This window comes from Pantoea sp. R102, assembly GCF_004916815.1.
GTDB classification, from domain to species: Bacteria; Pseudomonadota; Gammaproteobacteria; order Enterobacterales; family Enterobacteriaceae; genus Pantoea; species Pantoea dispersa.
Genome location: NZ_SDFT01000046.1, coordinates 1 through 15,063, shown reverse-complemented (window position 1 = coordinate 15,063; position 15,063 = coordinate 1). Strand labels below are relative to the sequence as shown.

The following is a 15,063-nucleotide window of genomic DNA, read 5'->3' as shown; positions in this document are numbered from 1 at the left end:
TGGTCCTTACGCCTTAGACGGTAATTCTTCGTAGTTAATGTTGTGGTTGGTGTAGATGCAGATATCACCGGCGATATTCAGCGCTTTGGCTACGATATCGTGCGCACCCATCTCCGTGTTCTCCAGCAGCGCGCGGGCGGCTGCCTGGGCGTAAGGCCCGCCGGAACCGATGGCAATCAGGTCATTTTCCGGCTGAATCACGTCACCGTTACCGCTGATGATCAGCGAGGAGTTCTCATCGGCAACCGCCAGCAGCGCTTCAAGGCGGCGCAGCATCCGGTCAGTACGCCAGTCTTTCGCCAGTTCGACCGCGGCTTTCACCAGATGGCCCTGATGCATCTCCAGTTTGCGTTCGAACAGTTCAAACAGGGTAAAGGCATCTGCGGTGCCGCCAGCAAAGCCCGCGATCACTTTGTCGTTGTAAAGACGACGCACCTTTTTAACATTGCCTTTCATTACGGTATTGCCGAGCGTCGCCTGGCCATCACCGCCGATCACGACCCGGCCGTTGCGTCGTACACTTACTATTGTTGTCACGGGCAGACCCCTTGTTGCAGTGGAAAAAAGACACCGCGCAGCGGGCGCGGCGTATCATGCAACCAGATATGGGGTAATCCTGTGGGGTTTCAACCCCCGGCAATATCTGATGCTGCAAATTGCCGGGGGCGAGCAGGGAGGGTTAAGGCAGGGCGAGCGGGATACAGCTGCTGTGGCCGGAGCTGTGCAGGCGCTTCACGGTGCTGTCTGCGCTGCTGCGGTCTTTAAACGGCCCAATCACCACGCGATTCCAGCCGCCGCCAGTCGTGATGCGGCTTTCGAAACCTTCAAACGCCAGACCGGCGCGTACCGATTCCGCCTGATCGGTTCCTTTAAACGAGCCACACTGCACCATCCAGCGCTGGGTGCTCGCTTTCTCTTCCGTTTTGGCTTTGGCGCTCTCCTGCGGCTTCGCCGGCTCGCGAGTGATCGGCGCGGCCTGTTGCTGCTGCTGGCGTGCCGCCTGCTGCTGCAATTCCTGCTGGCGCTGCTGCTGCAACTGTTGCTGACGCTGCTGCTGTAACTGCTGTTGCTGACGCTGCAACTGTTGTTGTTGCTGTTGTGCCTGCTGCTGACGCTGCAGGGTTTGCTGGCGCTGAGCCGGGGTTTGTTCGTTCCACGGCACTTCATTCAGCTGGGTTGGCTGCTGGCGCATATCGGCCTGCATCTGCTCCAGCAGCTGACGCTGTTCGTCGGTCAGCTGAGTTTGCGACTTGATTTCGCCACCGGCAGACGGCTCGGTGGGCGACGGCACGGTCACCTGACGATTTTCCAGCTCTTTGATGTACTTCCAGCGCTCTTCCGGCTTCGGCGGCAGGCCATTACCGTTGGCTTTATGATTCGGAATCACCGGTGTTTCTTCTTTTTTGTGATGCGAGATGAACCATAAACCACCGGCAAAGGTCACCAGCACTGCCACGGCCAGTACTATCATCAGCTTTGAAGTGCCGGAGCCGCCTTTGCTTTTCTTGCTGCGGCCTGCGGGTTTTTTGCGACGCGTCCCTGTTGAACGCCCGCGGCCTACGTAATCTCTCTGTGCCACTTTCGTTCTGATACCCTTCAAAAAAATGCCACTGGGCGTGTAAATGGGGTGTTAATTTTGCCCGGCAAGGAATGCGTCATGTTACTCAAGGGCTGGAACTTTGACCAGCACAGTCTGCCTTCAGAATCTGCTGAAAATGCAGGGTTCCCGCATTCATTTTTCGCGTTTTGCTGCCGGTGCAGTACTGCCGCGGACGCGGAGTTCGGCGTCGAGCAGGCGTGAACCGTTGTTGACCCGTTTGCCCTGCAGCTCATCCAGCAGCAGCAGCATCGCTTCGCGGCCAATGGCAAAACGCGGCTGTGCCACGGTGGTCAGGGGCGGATCGTAGTATTGCGCCAGCTCGATATCATCGAAGCCGACCACCGACAGATCCTGCGGAATACGCATTCCCAGCTTGCGCGCCTGGTTCATCGCGCCAAGCGCCATCAGATCGCTATGGCAGAACAGGGCTTTCGGCGGCTGCGGCAGGCTCATCAGCTGCTTCAGCGCGCTGGCACCGGCTTCAAAGGTGAAGTCGCCGTGCACAATCAGCGTGGGATCAATGGCGATATTGCTGCGGCGCAGCGCCTGGATGTAGCCCTGCAGCCGATACTGGCTGAGCGGGATATGTTCCGGTCCGGTGATGCAGGCGATCTGCCGATGGCCCAGCTGTAACAGATGATTCACCGCTTCAAAGGCCGCGGTCAGGTTATCGATATGCACCGTGGGCAGCGCCATCTCCGGCGCGAACTCGTTGCCCATCACCATCGGCGGCAGATTGCGCTGATCTTCAATGCCGGCGTCAAACGGCAGCTGCGAACCCAGCAGTACCATGCCGTCAATCTGGCGCGTCAGCATCAGGTTAAGGAAGGTTTTCTCCTGCTGATCCTGATGGGCGCAGTCACCAATCAGCACCAGATAGCCTTCCTGCGCGGCGGTCACTTCCACGCCGCGGATAATCTCGCTGAAGAAAGGGTCACAGATGTCCGGCACAATCACCAGAATGGTTTGCGTGTCGCCGCGTTTGGCGTTGCGCGCCAGACCATGCGGCGCATAGCCGACGGCCTGCACCGCCTGTTCCACTTTCTGCCGGGTCGCGGCGGAGACTTTTTCCGGATTCATCAGCGCGCGCGAAACCGTGGCGGTGGAGACGCCAGCCTGCTCGGCCACATCTTTCATGGTGGCTGCCGATGAGGGTTGCTTCTGATCCAACGTTAACTCCTGACGCGGTACAGCGCATAGATATTCACACATAGCCGGCCCAGTGCCGGGACGGGCACTATTGTTAACCCAACGCCGTGTGAGGTTGTTACTTAATTTGCATAAAAATTGTGACTTGTGCGACTTTTTTCGATCTGGCTCGCAGATGTGGCGCGGCTTAACTCTCGGTGGGGTCGATATCCAGCGTCCATTTGACTTTGCGCGCGGCGGGCAGGGTGGTGACCAGCGGCAGTGAACTGCTCAGCAACTGCTGCAGCCGCTTGCGCGATGGATGCTGTAGCAGCAGTTGCCAGCGCCAGCGTCCGCTGCGCTTCGGTGCCAGCGCCGGCACCGGCCCCATCAGCCACATCGCCTCATCTTTGAGCGGGCTGGCTTCCAGCAGGTTACGTAGCTGCGTAAGGAACTCCGCCGCCTGCGCGTTATCCAGATCTTCAGCGCGAAACAGTGCGTGGCTGGTCCACGGTGGCAGCTGCACTGACTGACGCTCCAGCAGCGTCTGATCGGCAAACGCAAAATAGCCGCGATGCAGCAGCGTTTGCAGCAGTGGATGTTCCGGATGGTGCGTCTGCAGTAACACTTCGCCCTGCTTACCGGCGCGGCCGGCGCGCCCTGCGACCTGCGTATAGAGCTGGGCAAAGCGCTCGGCGGCACGGAAATCCGCAGAAAACAGCGCGCCATCGACATCCAGCAGCGATACCAGCGTCACGTCCGGGAAGTGATGGCCTTTGGCCAGCATCTGCGTGCCGACCAGAATGCGCGCCCCGCCGCGATGCACATCGGCCAGATGCTGTTCCAGCGCGCCTTTGCGGCTGGTGGTGTCGCGATCGATGCGCGACACCGGTACGCCAGGAAACAGCATGCTGAGCTGCTGCTCCAGCTGTTCCGTGCCCACGCCGACCGGCAGCAGATGGGTTGAACCGCAGCCCGGACACTGATGCGGCAGCGGACGCTGGCTGTCGCAGTGGTGACAGCGCAGCTGACGATGCTGCTGATGCAGCGTGTAATAACTGTCGCAGCGCTGGCACTCCGCCAGCCAGCCGCAGTCGTGGCACATCAGCGCTGGCGAAAAGCCGCGGCGATTGAGAAACAGCAGAACCTGATTATCCGCCTGCAGGTGCTGGCGCATCTTGCCCAGCAGCGCTGGCGCGAGACCGCCTTTCAGCTGCTGCCCCTTGAGATCGATTAGCTGCTGCAGCGCCGGTTTGGCGTTACCGGCGCGTTTGGTCAGGTTGAGCTGGCGATATTTGCCGACACGCACGTTGTGCAGCGTCTCCAGCGCCGGCGTCGCCGAGCCCATCACAATCGGCACATCTTCTTCGTGAGCGCGGAATACCGCCAGATCGCGCGCCTGGTAGCGCCAGCCCTCCTGCTGTTTGTAGGAGCTGTCGTGTTCTTCATCAATGATGATCACGCCCGGCCGCGCCAGCGGTGTGAACAGCGCGGATCGTGTGCCGATAACAATGGCGGTCTCGCCGCTGCGCGCGCGCAGCCAGACCGCCAGACGCTCGCTGTCATTGAGCGCCGAGTGCAGCACATCAATCGGCGCATCGAAGCGTTCACGGAAACGGGCGATGGTTTGCGGCGTCAGGCCAATTTCCGGCACCAGCACCAGCGCCTGTTTGCCGCGCGCCAGCACATTCTCCAGCACGCTGAGATAGACCTCGGTTTTACCCGATCCGGTGATGCCTGCCAGCAGCCACGCGGCGTAATGCTCGTCCTCGCTGCGAATGGCGCCCACCGCCATCGCCTGATCGGTATTCAGCCGCAGCCGTTCACCTTTCACCGCAAAACTGGCGCGCCAGTCGTGCTGCTGTGGCGCATGTTCGCGCAGGTCGCACAGCCCTTTAGCGCGCAGTGCCTGCAGCGCGGCATCGGTAAAATCCTGCTCGCCGAGCTGGTGACGATACAGCGGTCGCTGACGCAACGCCGCCAGCGCCTGCTGCTGTTTCGGCGCGCGCTTCAGGCTTTCCAGCGCCACTTCGCGCCCGGCTTCGTTCACTACCCACTGCCACAGCGGCGCTTCCTGGGCCGGCTTGCCCTGACGTAGCAGCACCGGCAGCGCATGGCTGAGCACTTCGCCGAGCGGAGAGTGATAGTAGCCAGCGGCCCAGTTGAGGATGCGCCACAGCGCGGGTGAGAACAGCGAGCGGTCGTCGAGCAACGCATCAATCTGCTTCAGCTGGGCAAGGGGAAGATCGCTGGTGGCGTGCGTGCTAACCACGATGCCCGTCATTTTCCGGTTGCCGAACGGTACGCTCACGCGCGCGCCGGCCACCGGCTGCGGCGCATCGGCGGGCAGCAGGTAGTCAAACAGGCGAGGCAGCGGAACGGGCAGGGCAACCTGAACAACGGGCATGTCGATCTCTATCCGGTTCTGTAAAAAGGAGAAGTAGTGTACACGCTGGCGTCACCCCCGTCATACTTCAGCGCGCGGCGGCGCTGGCTGCAGGCGTTTACCCGGAGTGGCAGAGCATGGCGCATTGCGCGGATTTGATCAATGCGCTCATTTTCTGTATACTATGCCGCCTTTGATGAGATGACTCGTCAAAGATACACCATTTATTAACCGCGTGTGGTGCTGTGCAGGTTCGCCTGGCACGGAGAGCGACACGGCCTTTTATGAGGTTCTCCCATGAAACAAGGTATTCACCCGAAATACGAAGCTGTGACCATCACCTGCTCTTGCGGCAACGTGATCAACACCCGTTCAACCATGACTGGTACCCTGAACCTGGACGTGTGCGGCAAATGCCACCCGTTCTACACCGGTAAGCAGCGTGTTGTTGACTCTGGTGGTCGTGTTGATCGCTTTAACAAGCGTTTCAGCATCCCAGGCAGCAAGAAATAAGATTATTTGCCGGCGAATCTTCACGATTCGGTTGCAAGAAAAAACCCAGCCTCGGCTGGGTTTTTTTATTTCTGGCCTCAGTATTCCCAGCTGTCGGGATCGATGCCCATCTCACGCATAATCTGTTTTGCTTCTTCCGGAATCTCGTCGCTGCGCTCTTTACGCAGATCAACATCATTCGGCAGCGGTTGCCCGGTGAAGGCATGCAAAAAGGCTTCGCACAGCAGTTCGCTGTTGGTGGCGTGACGCAGATTGTTCACCTGACGACGGGTACGCTCATCCGTTAAAATCTTCAGCACTTTCAGCGGGATAGAAACTGTAATCTTCTTAACCTGCTCGCTCTTCTTACCGTGTTCAGCGTAAGGGCTGATATATTCGCCGTTCCATTCAGCCATGGGTTACCTTAATCAATAAAAAGTTGAATATGGGGAAATCCGTTGATTATGCCCGATTTTTCGATGCCTGACCGCTTAAACTGCCGGTTTTATGCTTACACATCGCGTTTCACAGGAAAGCGCGCTGAACACCAGGCGATGACGCGTAATTTTAGCGGGTATTGCGGCTTTGCTCAATCTATACGCAAAGACATTTAGATGTCCAGATGTATTGACGTCCAGTTGCGGAATGTTATTCTGTTGCCACTTTTTTATTACACTTCAGGAACAGTAAGCACCATGACGCGTAAACAGGCAACCATCGCAGTACGCAGCGGTTTGAATGATGACGAGCAATATGGCTGCGTTGTCCCACCGATTCACCTCTCCAGCACCTATAACTTCCTCGATTTCAACGAGCCGCGCGCGCATGACTATTCACGCCGTGGTAACCCGACGCGCGATGTGGTCCAGCGCGCGCTGGCTGAGCTGGAAGGGGGCGCGGGCGCTGTGCTGACCAACACCGGGATGTCGGCGATTCATCTGGTGACGACGGTGTTCCTGAAGCCAGGCGATCTGCTGGTGGCGCCGCACGACTGCTACGGCGGCAGCTATCGTCTGTTTGACAGCCTGAGCAAGCGCGGCGCTTACCGCGTGAAGTTTGTCGATCAGGGCGATGAAGCGGCGCTGGCGGCGGCGCTGGCGGAAAAACCAAAGCTGGTGCTGGTCGAAAGCCCGAGCAATCCGCTGCTGCGCGTGGTGGACATTGCGGCCATCTGCGCCGCCGCGCGTGCTGCCGGTGCGGTGAGCGTAGTGGACAACACCTTCCTCAGCCCGGCGCTGCAGAACCCGCTGGCGCTGGGTGCCGATCTGGTGATCCACTCCTGCACCAAATATCTCAATGGTCACTCGGACGTGGTGGCCGGTGCGGTCATTGCTAAAGATCCGGCGCTGGTCACGGAACTCGCCTGGTGGGCGAATAACATTGGCGTCACCGGCGCGGCGTTTGACAGCTATCTGCTGCTGCGCGGCCTGCGCACCCTGGCACCGCGCATGGCGGCGGCGCAGCGTAACGCACTGGCGATTGTTGATTACCTGAAGCAACAACCGCTGGTGAAAAAGCTGTATCATCCGTCTCTGCCAGAGAACGCCGGCCACCAGTTTGCCGCGCGTCAGCAGCGCGGTTTTGGCGCCATGCTCAGTTTTGAACTCGACGCCGATGAGGCGCGGCTGCGCCGCTTCCTGAAAGCGCTGCAGCTGTTTACGCTAGCGGAGTCGCTGGGCGGCGTGGAAAGTCTGATTTCGCATACCGCCACCATGACGCACGCCGGCATGTCGGCGGACGCGCGTGCCGCAGCGGGCATTTCCGACTCGCTGCTGCGTATTTCTGTCGGAATTGAAGATCACGAAGATTTAATCGCCGACCTGGATAATGCATTCAGGATCGCAGCCGAGGGGTAACCATGACGATTTCAGCAGGCGCGGGAACGCCGATCAAGCAGTTGCATAAATTTGGTGGCAGTAGCCTGGCCGACGCGCGCTGTTATCAGCGCGTCGCCGGTATCATGGCCGATTACAGCCAGCCGGGCGACTTAATGGTGGTCTCTGCCGCAGGCAGCACCACTAACCAGCTGATCAGCTGGCTCAAGCTGAGCCAGAGCGATCGCTTATCGGCCCATCAGGTGCAACAGGCGTTACGCCGTTTTCACAGCGAGCTGATCGCTGCACTGCTGCCTGCTGAATATGCAGAAACCCTGACCGCAGCCTTCATCCGCGATCTTGAACGCCTGGCGGCGCTGCTCGACGGCGCCATCACCGATGCGGTGTACGCCGAAGTGGTTGGCCACGGCGAAATCTGGTCGGCGCGCCTGATGGCGGCGGTACTCAGCCAGCGCGATATCGAAGCGGCGTGGCTGGACGCACGCGACTTCCTGCGTGCCGAACGTGCGGCACAGCCGCAGGTAGATGAAGGCAAATCCTGGCCGCTGCTGCAGGCGCTGCTGGCGCAGCATCCGCATAAGCGTCTGGTAGTCACTGGCTTTATCAGCCGCAGCGAAGCGGGCGAAACCGTACTGCTCGGCCGTAACGGCTCTGACTACTCGGCAACACAGATTGGCGCGCTGGCGGGCGTGAACCGCGTCACCATCTGGAGCGACGTGGCGGGCGTTTACAGTGCGGACCCGCGCAAGGTTTCCGATGCCTGCCTGCTGCCGCTACTGCGGCTGGATGAGGCCAGCGAGCTGGCCCGACTGGCGGCGCCGGTGCTGCACACGCGTACGCTGCAGCCGGTCTCCAACAGCGACATCGATTTACAGCTGCGCTGTAGCTATCAGCCGGAGCAGGGCTCAACGCGCATTGAGCGCGTGCTGGCGTCCGGCACCGGCGCGCGCATTGTCACCAGCCACGACGATGTCTGCCTGGTTGAGATTCAGATTCCCGATAGCCACGATTTTGCTACCCAGCAGAAAGAGATCGATCTGCTGCTGAAGCGCGCGCAGCTGCGTCCGCTGGCGATGGGTATCCATCCGGATCGTCGCCTGCTGCAGCTGTGTTACACCTCGGAAGTGGTCAACAGCGCCTTCAACCTGCTGCAGGACGCGGCGCTGCCCGGTCATCTGCAGCTGCGCGACGGTCTGGCGCTGGTGGCGCTGGTCGGTGCTGGCGTAACGCGTAATCCGCTGCACAGCCATCGCTTCTGGCAGCAGATCAAAGACCAGCCGGTCGAATTCGTCTGGCAGTCAGAAGATCACATCAGCCTGGTGGCGGTGCTGCGCGTCGGACCGACCCAGCATCTGATTCAGGGACTGCACCAGTCGCTGTTCCGCGCCGAGAAGCGCATCGGCCTGATTCTGTTTGGCAAAGGCAATATCGGTTCACGCTGGCTGGAGCTGTTCGCGCGCGAGCAGGAGACGCTGTCGGCGCGTACCGGGTTTGAATTTGTGCTGGCGGGCGTGGCGGACAGTAGCCGCAGCCTGCTGAGCTACGACGGTCTCGACGCCAGCCGGGCGCTGGCCTTCTTTGATGATGAAGCCGAAGCGCGCGACGAAGAGTCGCTGTTCCTGTGGATGCGCGCGCACCCGTTTGACGATCTGGTGGTGCTCGACGTCACCGCCAGTGATTCGCTGGCGCAGCAGTATCACGATTTTGCCAGCCACGGCTTCCACGTCATCAGCGCCAACAAAGTGGCCGGCGCTGCCAGCGGCCAGAGCTGGCGTCAGGTACGCGATGCCTTCGCCAAAACCGGTCGCCACTGGCTGTATAACGCGACCGTGGGTGCCGGATTGCCGGTCAATCATACGGTGCGCGACCTGCGTGAAAGCGGCGACAGCATTCTGGCGATCAGCGGTATCTTCTCCGGCACCCTGTCGTGGCTGTTCCTGCAGTTTGACGGCACGGTGCCGTTCAGCGAGCTGGTCGATCAGGCGTGGCAGCAGGGCTTAACCGAGCCCGACCCGCGCGTCGATCTCTCCGGTCAGGATGTGATGCGCAAACTGGTGATTCTGGCGCGCGAAGCCGGTTACGATATCGAGCCGGATCAGGTGCGGGTTGAATCACTGGTGCCGTCACAGTGCGAAGGTGAATCCATCGACCACTTCTTTGAAAACGCCGACGAGCTGAACGAGCAGATGCTGCAGCGCTTCGAAGCCGCACAGGAGATGGGGCTGGTGCTGCGCTACGTGGCGCGTTTCGATGCCAACGGTAAAGCGCGCGTTGGCGTGGAAGCGGTGCGTCCGGAGCATCCGCTGGCGGCGCTGCTGCCGTGCGATAACGTGTTTGCCATCGAAAGCCGCTGGTATCGCGACAATCCGCTGGTGATCCGCGGGCCAGGTGCCGGCCGGGATGTCACCGCCGGTGCGCTACAGTCTGATATCAATCGTCTCGCCCAACTGCTGTAAACCTGCTGCGCAGACGGCGTCCGCTGTCTGCGTTTTTTCCTCTGCTTCCCCCGTCAGGTGAATCCCTTTCACTTTGGTTGAATATTTGTCACGCCCGGCAAGCAATTTTATGTTGACGCTAAGCTGAAGATCGTTCATTTTGTGCATCTGGACGTCTAAACGTATGGATGTTCGCGGTTCGCAAATTAATCGATATGTGATGATGAGGTAACAGGATGAGTTTCTTTCATGCTAATCAGCGCGAAGCGCTGAACCAGAGCCTGGCTGAGCTGAACGGGCAAATTAATGTCTCTTTTGAGTTTTTCCCGCCCCGCACCAGCGAAATGGAAGCAACCCTGTGGAACTCAATCGACCGCCTGAGCAGCCTGAAACCCAAATTCGTCTCGGTCACTTACGGAGCCAACTCCGGCGAGCGCGATCGCACTCACAGCATCATCAAAGGCATTAAAGAGCGCACCGGACTGGAAGCGGCACCGCACCTCACCTGTATTGATGCGACGCGTGATGAACTGCGCGCCATTGCGCGTGACTACTGGAATAACGGCATTCGTCATATCGTGGCGCTGCGCGGCGATTTACCACCGGGCGGCGGCAAACCAGACATGTACGGCAGCGATCTGGTGTCGCTGCTGAAAGAGGTCGGTGATTTCGACATCTCGGTAGCGGCCTATCCCGAAGTGCATCCGGAAGCGAAGAGTGCGCAGGCAGATCTGATCAACCTGAAGCGAAAAATTGATGCCGGCGCCAGTCGCGCGATCACCCAGTTTTTCTTCGATGTGGAGAGCTATCTGCGCTTTCGCGATCGCTGCGTGGCCACCGGTATCGACGTGGAGATCGTGCCGGGCATTCTGCCGGTCTCCAACTTTAAACAGCTGCAGCGTTTCGCCACCATGACCAACGTGCGCGTACCGGGCTGGATGAACGCCATGTTTGACGGGCTGGATGATGATGCGGAAACGCGCAAAATGGTCGGTGCCAACATCGCCATGGACATGGTGAAAATCCTGTCGCGCGAAGGGGTGAAGGACTTTCATTTCTACACGCTGAACCGCGCCGAGATGAGCTACGCTATCTGCCACACGCTGGGTGTTCGCCCGACGCTGGCGGCATAAGCGTGAAAGGATAAAAAAGAGAAGGGGGCCTCAGGGCCCCCTTTTTGCTGTGCGAGGCGTGATGCGCCGCCAGCCGTTAGCCGGTGTTACGCATGCCGGCCGCGACGCCAGCGATAGTGACCATCAGCGCCTGTTCTACGCGCGCATCAGGTTCGTCGCCGCGCTCTTCCTGCGCACGCGCACGCTGCAGCAGTTCCGCCTGCAGCACGTTGAGCGGATCGGTGTAGACGTTACGCAGCGCAATGGATTCGGCGATCCACGGCTGGTCCGCCATCAGATGCGCATCGTTCGCGATGGTCAGCACCGCTTTGATGTCGGCATCGAGCTGATCGCGCAGCTGTTTGCCGAGCGGCCACAGCGATTTATCCACCAGACGCTGATCGTAATACTCCGCCAGCCACAGGTCAGCCTTCGAGAACACCATCTCCAGCATGCCGAGGCGCGTGGCGAAGAACGGCCATTCGCTGCACATAGTTTCCAGCTGATCCTGATGGCCTTCGTCCATCGCTTTCTGCAGCGCCGCGCCGGCCCCCAGCCACGCGGGCAGCATCAGGCGGTTCTGCGTCCAGGCGAAGATCCACGGAATGGCGCGCAGCGACTCAACGCCGCCGGTCGGACGCCGTTTCGCCGGGCGCGACCCGAGCGGCAGTTTGCCCAGCTCCTGCTCTGGCGTCGCCGAGCGGAAGTAGGGTACGAAGTCCGGATTTTCACGCACATAGCCGCGGTACATGGCGCACGAATAGGCTGACAGACCGTTCATGATTTCCTGCCATTCGCGTTTTGGCTCCGGCGGTGGCAGCAGGTTGGCTTCCAGAATCGCCCCGGTGTAGAGCGACAGGCTGGCGATGGTGACTTCCGGCAGGCCATATTTGAAGCGGATCATTTCGCCCTGTTCGGTCACGCGCAGGCCGCCTTTCAGGCTGCCCGGCGGCTGTGACAGTAGTGCTGCATGCGCCGGTGCGCCACCGCGGCCAATCGAACCGCCGCGTCCGTGGAACAGCGTCAGGGTAATGCCGGCTTTGTCGCAGGTTTTAATCAGTGCATCCTGGGCCTGATACTGCGCCCAGCTGGCTGCCATCACGCCAGCATCTTTTGCCGAGTCGGAATAGCCAATCATCACCATCTGCTTGCCGTTGATGAAGCCGCGATACCAGTCGATATTCAGCAGCTGGCTCATCACGTCATTGGCGTTGTTGAGATCGTCGAGGGTTTCAAACAGCGGCGCCACCGGCATTGCGTAAGGGATGCCGGCCTCTTTCAGCAGCAGATGCACCGCCAGCACGTCAGACGGCGTTTTGGCCATCGAAATCACATAGGCGGCAATCGAGCCCTGCGGCGCTTCTGCCGCTACTTTACAGGTATCCAGCACTTCACGCGTGTTGTCGCTGGGCTCCCACTGCCGCGGCAGCAGCGGCCGCTTGGAATTCAGTTCACGGATCAGGAACGCCTGCTTATCGGCTTCTGACCAGCTTTCATAGTCGCCCAGTCCGAGATAGCGCGTCACTTCGGCAATCGCTTCGGTGTGGCGGGTGCTCTCCTGACGGATATCGATGCGCACCAGCGGCACGCCGAAGCACTTCACGCGGCGCAGCGTATCCAGCAGCTGGCCGTTGGCGATAATGCCCATGCCGCACTGCTGCAGCGACTGGTAAATAGCAAACAGTGGCTGCCACAGCTGATCGTTTGAAACCAGCAGATCGGCCGGACGCGGCAGGCGCTCACCCTTCAGACGGCGCTCCAGATAGCTCTGGGTGCTCATCAGCTGGCTGCGGATACGCTTCAGAATCACACGATACGGCTCCAGCGCCTCCGCATCGCCACACAGTTCGCGCACTTCGTCGCTGCACTCGGACATCGACAGCTCGGACACCAGCACGCCGATGTCGCGCAGGAACAGGTCGGCGGCTTTCCAGCGGCTTAGCTGCATTACGTGGCGGGTAATCGGTGCGGTGACGTTCGGGTTACCGTCACGGTCGCCGCCCATCCACGAGGTAAATTTGATTGGCACAAAATCCACCGGCAGCTGGATGCCGAAGCTCTCTTCCACCTGCTGGTTCAGCTCGCGCAGAAACGCTGGCACGCCTTCCCACAGGCTGTTCTCCACCACCGCGAAGCCCCATTTGGCTTCATCTACCGGCGTCGGGCGATATTTACGGATCTCATCGGTGTGCCATGCCTGCGCTACCAGCTGACGCAGACGGCGCATAACCTGGTTGCGTTCGTAGTCGGTGATGTCACTGTGGTCGAGCTGCTGCAGACAGCTGTTCACTTCGCCCAGCTTGTGGATCAGCGTGCGGCGGGTAATTTCGGTCGGGTGGGCGGTGAGCACCAGCTCCAGCGACAGCTCCTCAATCGCCTGGCGGATGGCCGGCTCGCTGAGATCGCTCTGCTGCTTCAGGCGCTCGAAGGTCTTTTTCAGCAGCTCCGGATGGTTAGCACCGTCGCCGCTGCGCGAAATGGTTTGATACTGTTCTGCCACGTTGGTGAGGTTAAGGAACTGGCTGAACGCGCGTGCCACCGGCAGCAGCTCGTCGTTAGACAGGTTTTGCAGCGTGGAGAGCAGTTCCTTACGATGAGTGTCATTTCCTGCACGGGATGACTTAGAGAGCTTGCGGATGGTCTCCACCCGATCGAGGATGTTCTCTCCCAGTGCATCCTTTATCGTATCCCCGAGCAGTTTGCCGAGCATACTGACATTACTTCGCATTGCGGAATATTGTTCGTTCATGTGACCCTGACACCCTTATCGTCTTAAATATAAAACCTCTATACCCAACGGGCATAACATCGTCTTTTATCTAGCCACGGTTCTTCCTGTTCGTCAATTGACTTAAATTGCCGGTATCGTGCTGCTAACTATCGGAAATTCATCGAATTTAATTGACAGGAGGTGGGATAAGTTATTCTTATTATCAAATCCCGGATAATGACGGGGCAATTTGCTGATTTCGCAGTGAAATGCCCCATCTTTTAATCATCAATGGCAAAAATGCTGTACAACCTGAGTGATAAGCGCATGAGTCGGCTTAATAAATGCAGTATCAATAAACTCATCTGGCTGATGCGCCTGATTGATGGATCCAGGCCCTAATACCAGCGTCGGGCACAACTGCTGGATAAACGGCGCTTCGGTGCAGTAATTCACCACTTCTGTCGGCACGCCCAGCAGCTTCTCCACCACTTTGACCAGTTCATGATCGGCCGGGCATTCGTAACCGGGAATCGGCGGATGCAGCTCACCTACGGTCAGACGGCCCGGCCAGCGCGCGCTCACCGGTGCCAGCGCTTCATTGAGTAAACCGTCGAGATCGCTCAGCGTCAGTCCCGGCAGCGGACGGATATCCATATGCAGCTCGCAGCAGGCGCAGATGCGGTTCGCCGCGTCGCCGCCGTGGATATGGCCAAAATTCATGGTCGGATATGGAATGGCGAAGCCGTCGTGGTGATAGCGCTCTTTCAGCGTATTACGCAACTGCATCAGCTGAGTAATGGATTCATGCATCAGCTCGATAGCGTTCACGCCGCGCGCCGGATCGCTGGAGTGCCCGGACTGACCCTGAATGCGTATGGCGTGCGACAGATGGCCTTTGTGGGCGCGCACCGGTTTCAGCGACGTCGGTTCGCCGATGATGGCGCAGTCCGGCCGCAGCTGGGTCGATTCAGAGAAGTATTTCGCGCCGGCCATCGTGGTTTCTTCATCGGCGGTGGCGAGGATGTACAGCGGTTTGCTGAGCTTCGTCACGTCAACGTCACGCAGCGCATCAAGAATAAAGGCAAAGAAGCCTTTCATGTCGGCGGTGCCTAAGCCGTACAGCTTGTTGTCGTGTTCGGTCAGGGTGAAGGGATCGCGCGTCCAGCGGCCGTCGTCGTACGGCACGGTGTCGGTATGGCCCGCCAGCAGCAGGCCACCTGCGCCGCTGCCGCTGCGCGCCAGTAGATTGAATTTGTGGCGTGTACCCGGCACCGGCTGGACTTCCACGCTGAAGCCGAGATCGCGGAACCAGCCCGCCAGCAAATTGATTAAAGTTTCATTGCTCTGATCCAGCGCGCTGTC

The 15,063-nt window shown here is 59.5% G+C and carries 11 protein-coding genes; 4 read left to right on the top strand and 7 right to left on the bottom strand.

The features are described from left to right. Positions 1 to 6 precede the first annotated feature (6 nt). The 4 genes from hslV to priA all read right to left on the bottom strand — a co-directional run bounded on the left by hslV (position 7) and on the right by priA (position 5,135). Positions 7 to 537: an ATP-dependent protease subunit HslV gene (gene hslV / locus ERD80_RS06455; protein ID WP_031279590.1), complete on the bottom strand. Its 531-nt coding sequence runs from the start codon at positions 535 to 537 to the stop codon at positions 7 to 9. A 142-nt stretch (positions 538 to 679) separates the two neighbouring features. Continuing rightward, complete coding sequence (ftsN, locus tag ERD80_RS06450; protein WP_072208558.1) at positions 680 to 1,579, bottom strand: cell division protein FtsN; 900 nt, start codon at positions 1,577 to 1,579, stop codon at positions 680 to 682. Between the two features lie 153 nt (positions 1,580 to 1,732). After that, on the bottom strand, positions 1,733 to 2,770 hold the full coding sequence (gene cytR, locus ERD80_RS06445; protein ID WP_021506839.1) for a DNA-binding transcriptional regulator CytR: 1,038 nt from the start codon (positions 2,768 to 2,770) through the stop codon (positions 1,733 to 1,735). A 166-nt stretch (positions 2,771 to 2,936) separates the two neighbouring features. Then, positions 2,937 to 5,135 carry a primosomal protein N' gene (gene priA, locus ERD80_RS06440; RefSeq protein ID WP_136546251.1) on the bottom strand — a complete coding sequence of 733 codons (2,199 nt, stop codon included), beginning with the start codon at positions 5,133 to 5,135 and terminating at the stop codon, positions 2,937 to 2,939. Between the two features lie 276 nt (positions 5,136 to 5,411). Between priA and rpmE the strand changes: the two genes are divergently transcribed. Beyond that, complete coding sequence (gene rpmE, locus ERD80_RS06435) at positions 5,412 to 5,627, top strand: 50S ribosomal protein L31 (RefSeq protein WP_021506837.1); 216 nt, start codon at positions 5,412 to 5,414, stop codon at positions 5,625 to 5,627. Between the two features lie 77 nt (positions 5,628 to 5,704). On the opposite strand, the gene metJ is transcribed toward rpmE, so the two are convergent. Continuing rightward, the gene (gene metJ / locus ERD80_RS06430; protein ID WP_007885403.1) at positions 5,705 to 6,022 is read right to left on the bottom strand and encodes a met regulon transcriptional regulator MetJ; all 318 of its coding nucleotides are present in this window, start codon (positions 6,020 to 6,022) and stop codon (positions 5,705 to 5,707) included. A gap of 279 nt (positions 6,023 to 6,301) precedes the next feature. On the opposite strand from metJ, the gene metB reads away from it, so the two are divergent. The 3 genes from metB (at position 6,302) to metF (ending at position 11,009) form a co-directional block, all read left to right on the top strand. Continuing rightward, positions 6,302 to 7,462: a cystathionine gamma-synthase gene (metB, locus tag ERD80_RS06425; protein WP_021506836.1), complete on the top strand. Its 1,161-nt coding sequence runs from the start codon at positions 6,302 to 6,304 to the stop codon at positions 7,460 to 7,462. 2 nt (positions 7,463 to 7,464) lie between these two features. Further along, a complete protein-coding gene (locus ERD80_RS06420) occupies positions 7,465 to 9,897 on the top strand; it encodes a bifunctional aspartate kinase/homoserine dehydrogenase II (protein WP_021506835.1) in 2,433 nt (810 codons plus the stop codon). Positions 9,898 to 10,112: 215 nt separating this feature from the next. After that, positions 10,113 to 11,009 carry a methylenetetrahydrofolate reductase gene (metF, locus tag ERD80_RS06415; RefSeq protein WP_021506834.1) on the top strand — a complete coding sequence of 299 codons (897 nt, stop codon included), beginning with the start codon at positions 10,113 to 10,115 and terminating at the stop codon, positions 11,007 to 11,009. 76 nt (positions 11,010 to 11,085) lie between these two features. On the opposite strand, the gene ppc is transcribed toward metF, so the two are convergent. Both ppc and argE read right to left on the bottom strand, forming a co-directional pair. Beyond that, entirely contained in the window at positions 11,086 to 13,737 is a 2,652-nt protein-coding gene (gene ppc / locus ERD80_RS06410; RefSeq protein WP_031279588.1) for a phosphoenolpyruvate carboxylase, read from the bottom strand. 249 nt (positions 13,738 to 13,986) lie between these two features. Then, positions 13,987 to 15,063: acetylornithine deacetylase (gene argE, locus ERD80_RS06405; RefSeq protein WP_136546249.1), on the bottom strand; the 1,077-nt coding region annotated here is incomplete at its 5' end.

Excerpts from the sequence above, each read along its gene's own strand:
- metJ (WP_007885403.1), bottom strand. The coding sequence starts at position 6,022 with ATGGCTGAATGGAACGGCGAATATATCAGCCCTTACGCTGAACACGGT.
- metB (WP_021506836.1), top strand. The coding sequence starts at position 6,302 with ATGACGCGTAAACAGGCAACCATCGCAGTACGCAGCGGTTTGAATGAT.
- ERD80_RS06420 (WP_021506835.1), top strand. The coding sequence starts at position 7,465 with ATGACGATTTCAGCAGGCGCGGGAACGCCGATCAAGCAGTTGCATAAA.
- priA (WP_136546251.1), bottom strand. The coding sequence starts at position 5,135 with ATGCCCGTTGTTCAGGTTGCCCTGCCCGTTCCGCTGCCTCGCCTGTTT.
- ppc (WP_031279588.1), bottom strand. The coding sequence starts at position 13,737 with ATGAACGAACAATATTCCGCAATGCGAAGTAATGTCAGTATGCTCGGC.
- metF (WP_021506834.1), top strand. The coding sequence starts at position 10,113 with ATGAGTTTCTTTCATGCTAATCAGCGCGAAGCGCTGAACCAGAGCCTG.
- rpmE (WP_021506837.1), top strand. The coding sequence starts at position 5,412 with ATGAAACAAGGTATTCACCCGAAATACGAAGCTGTGACCATCACCTGC.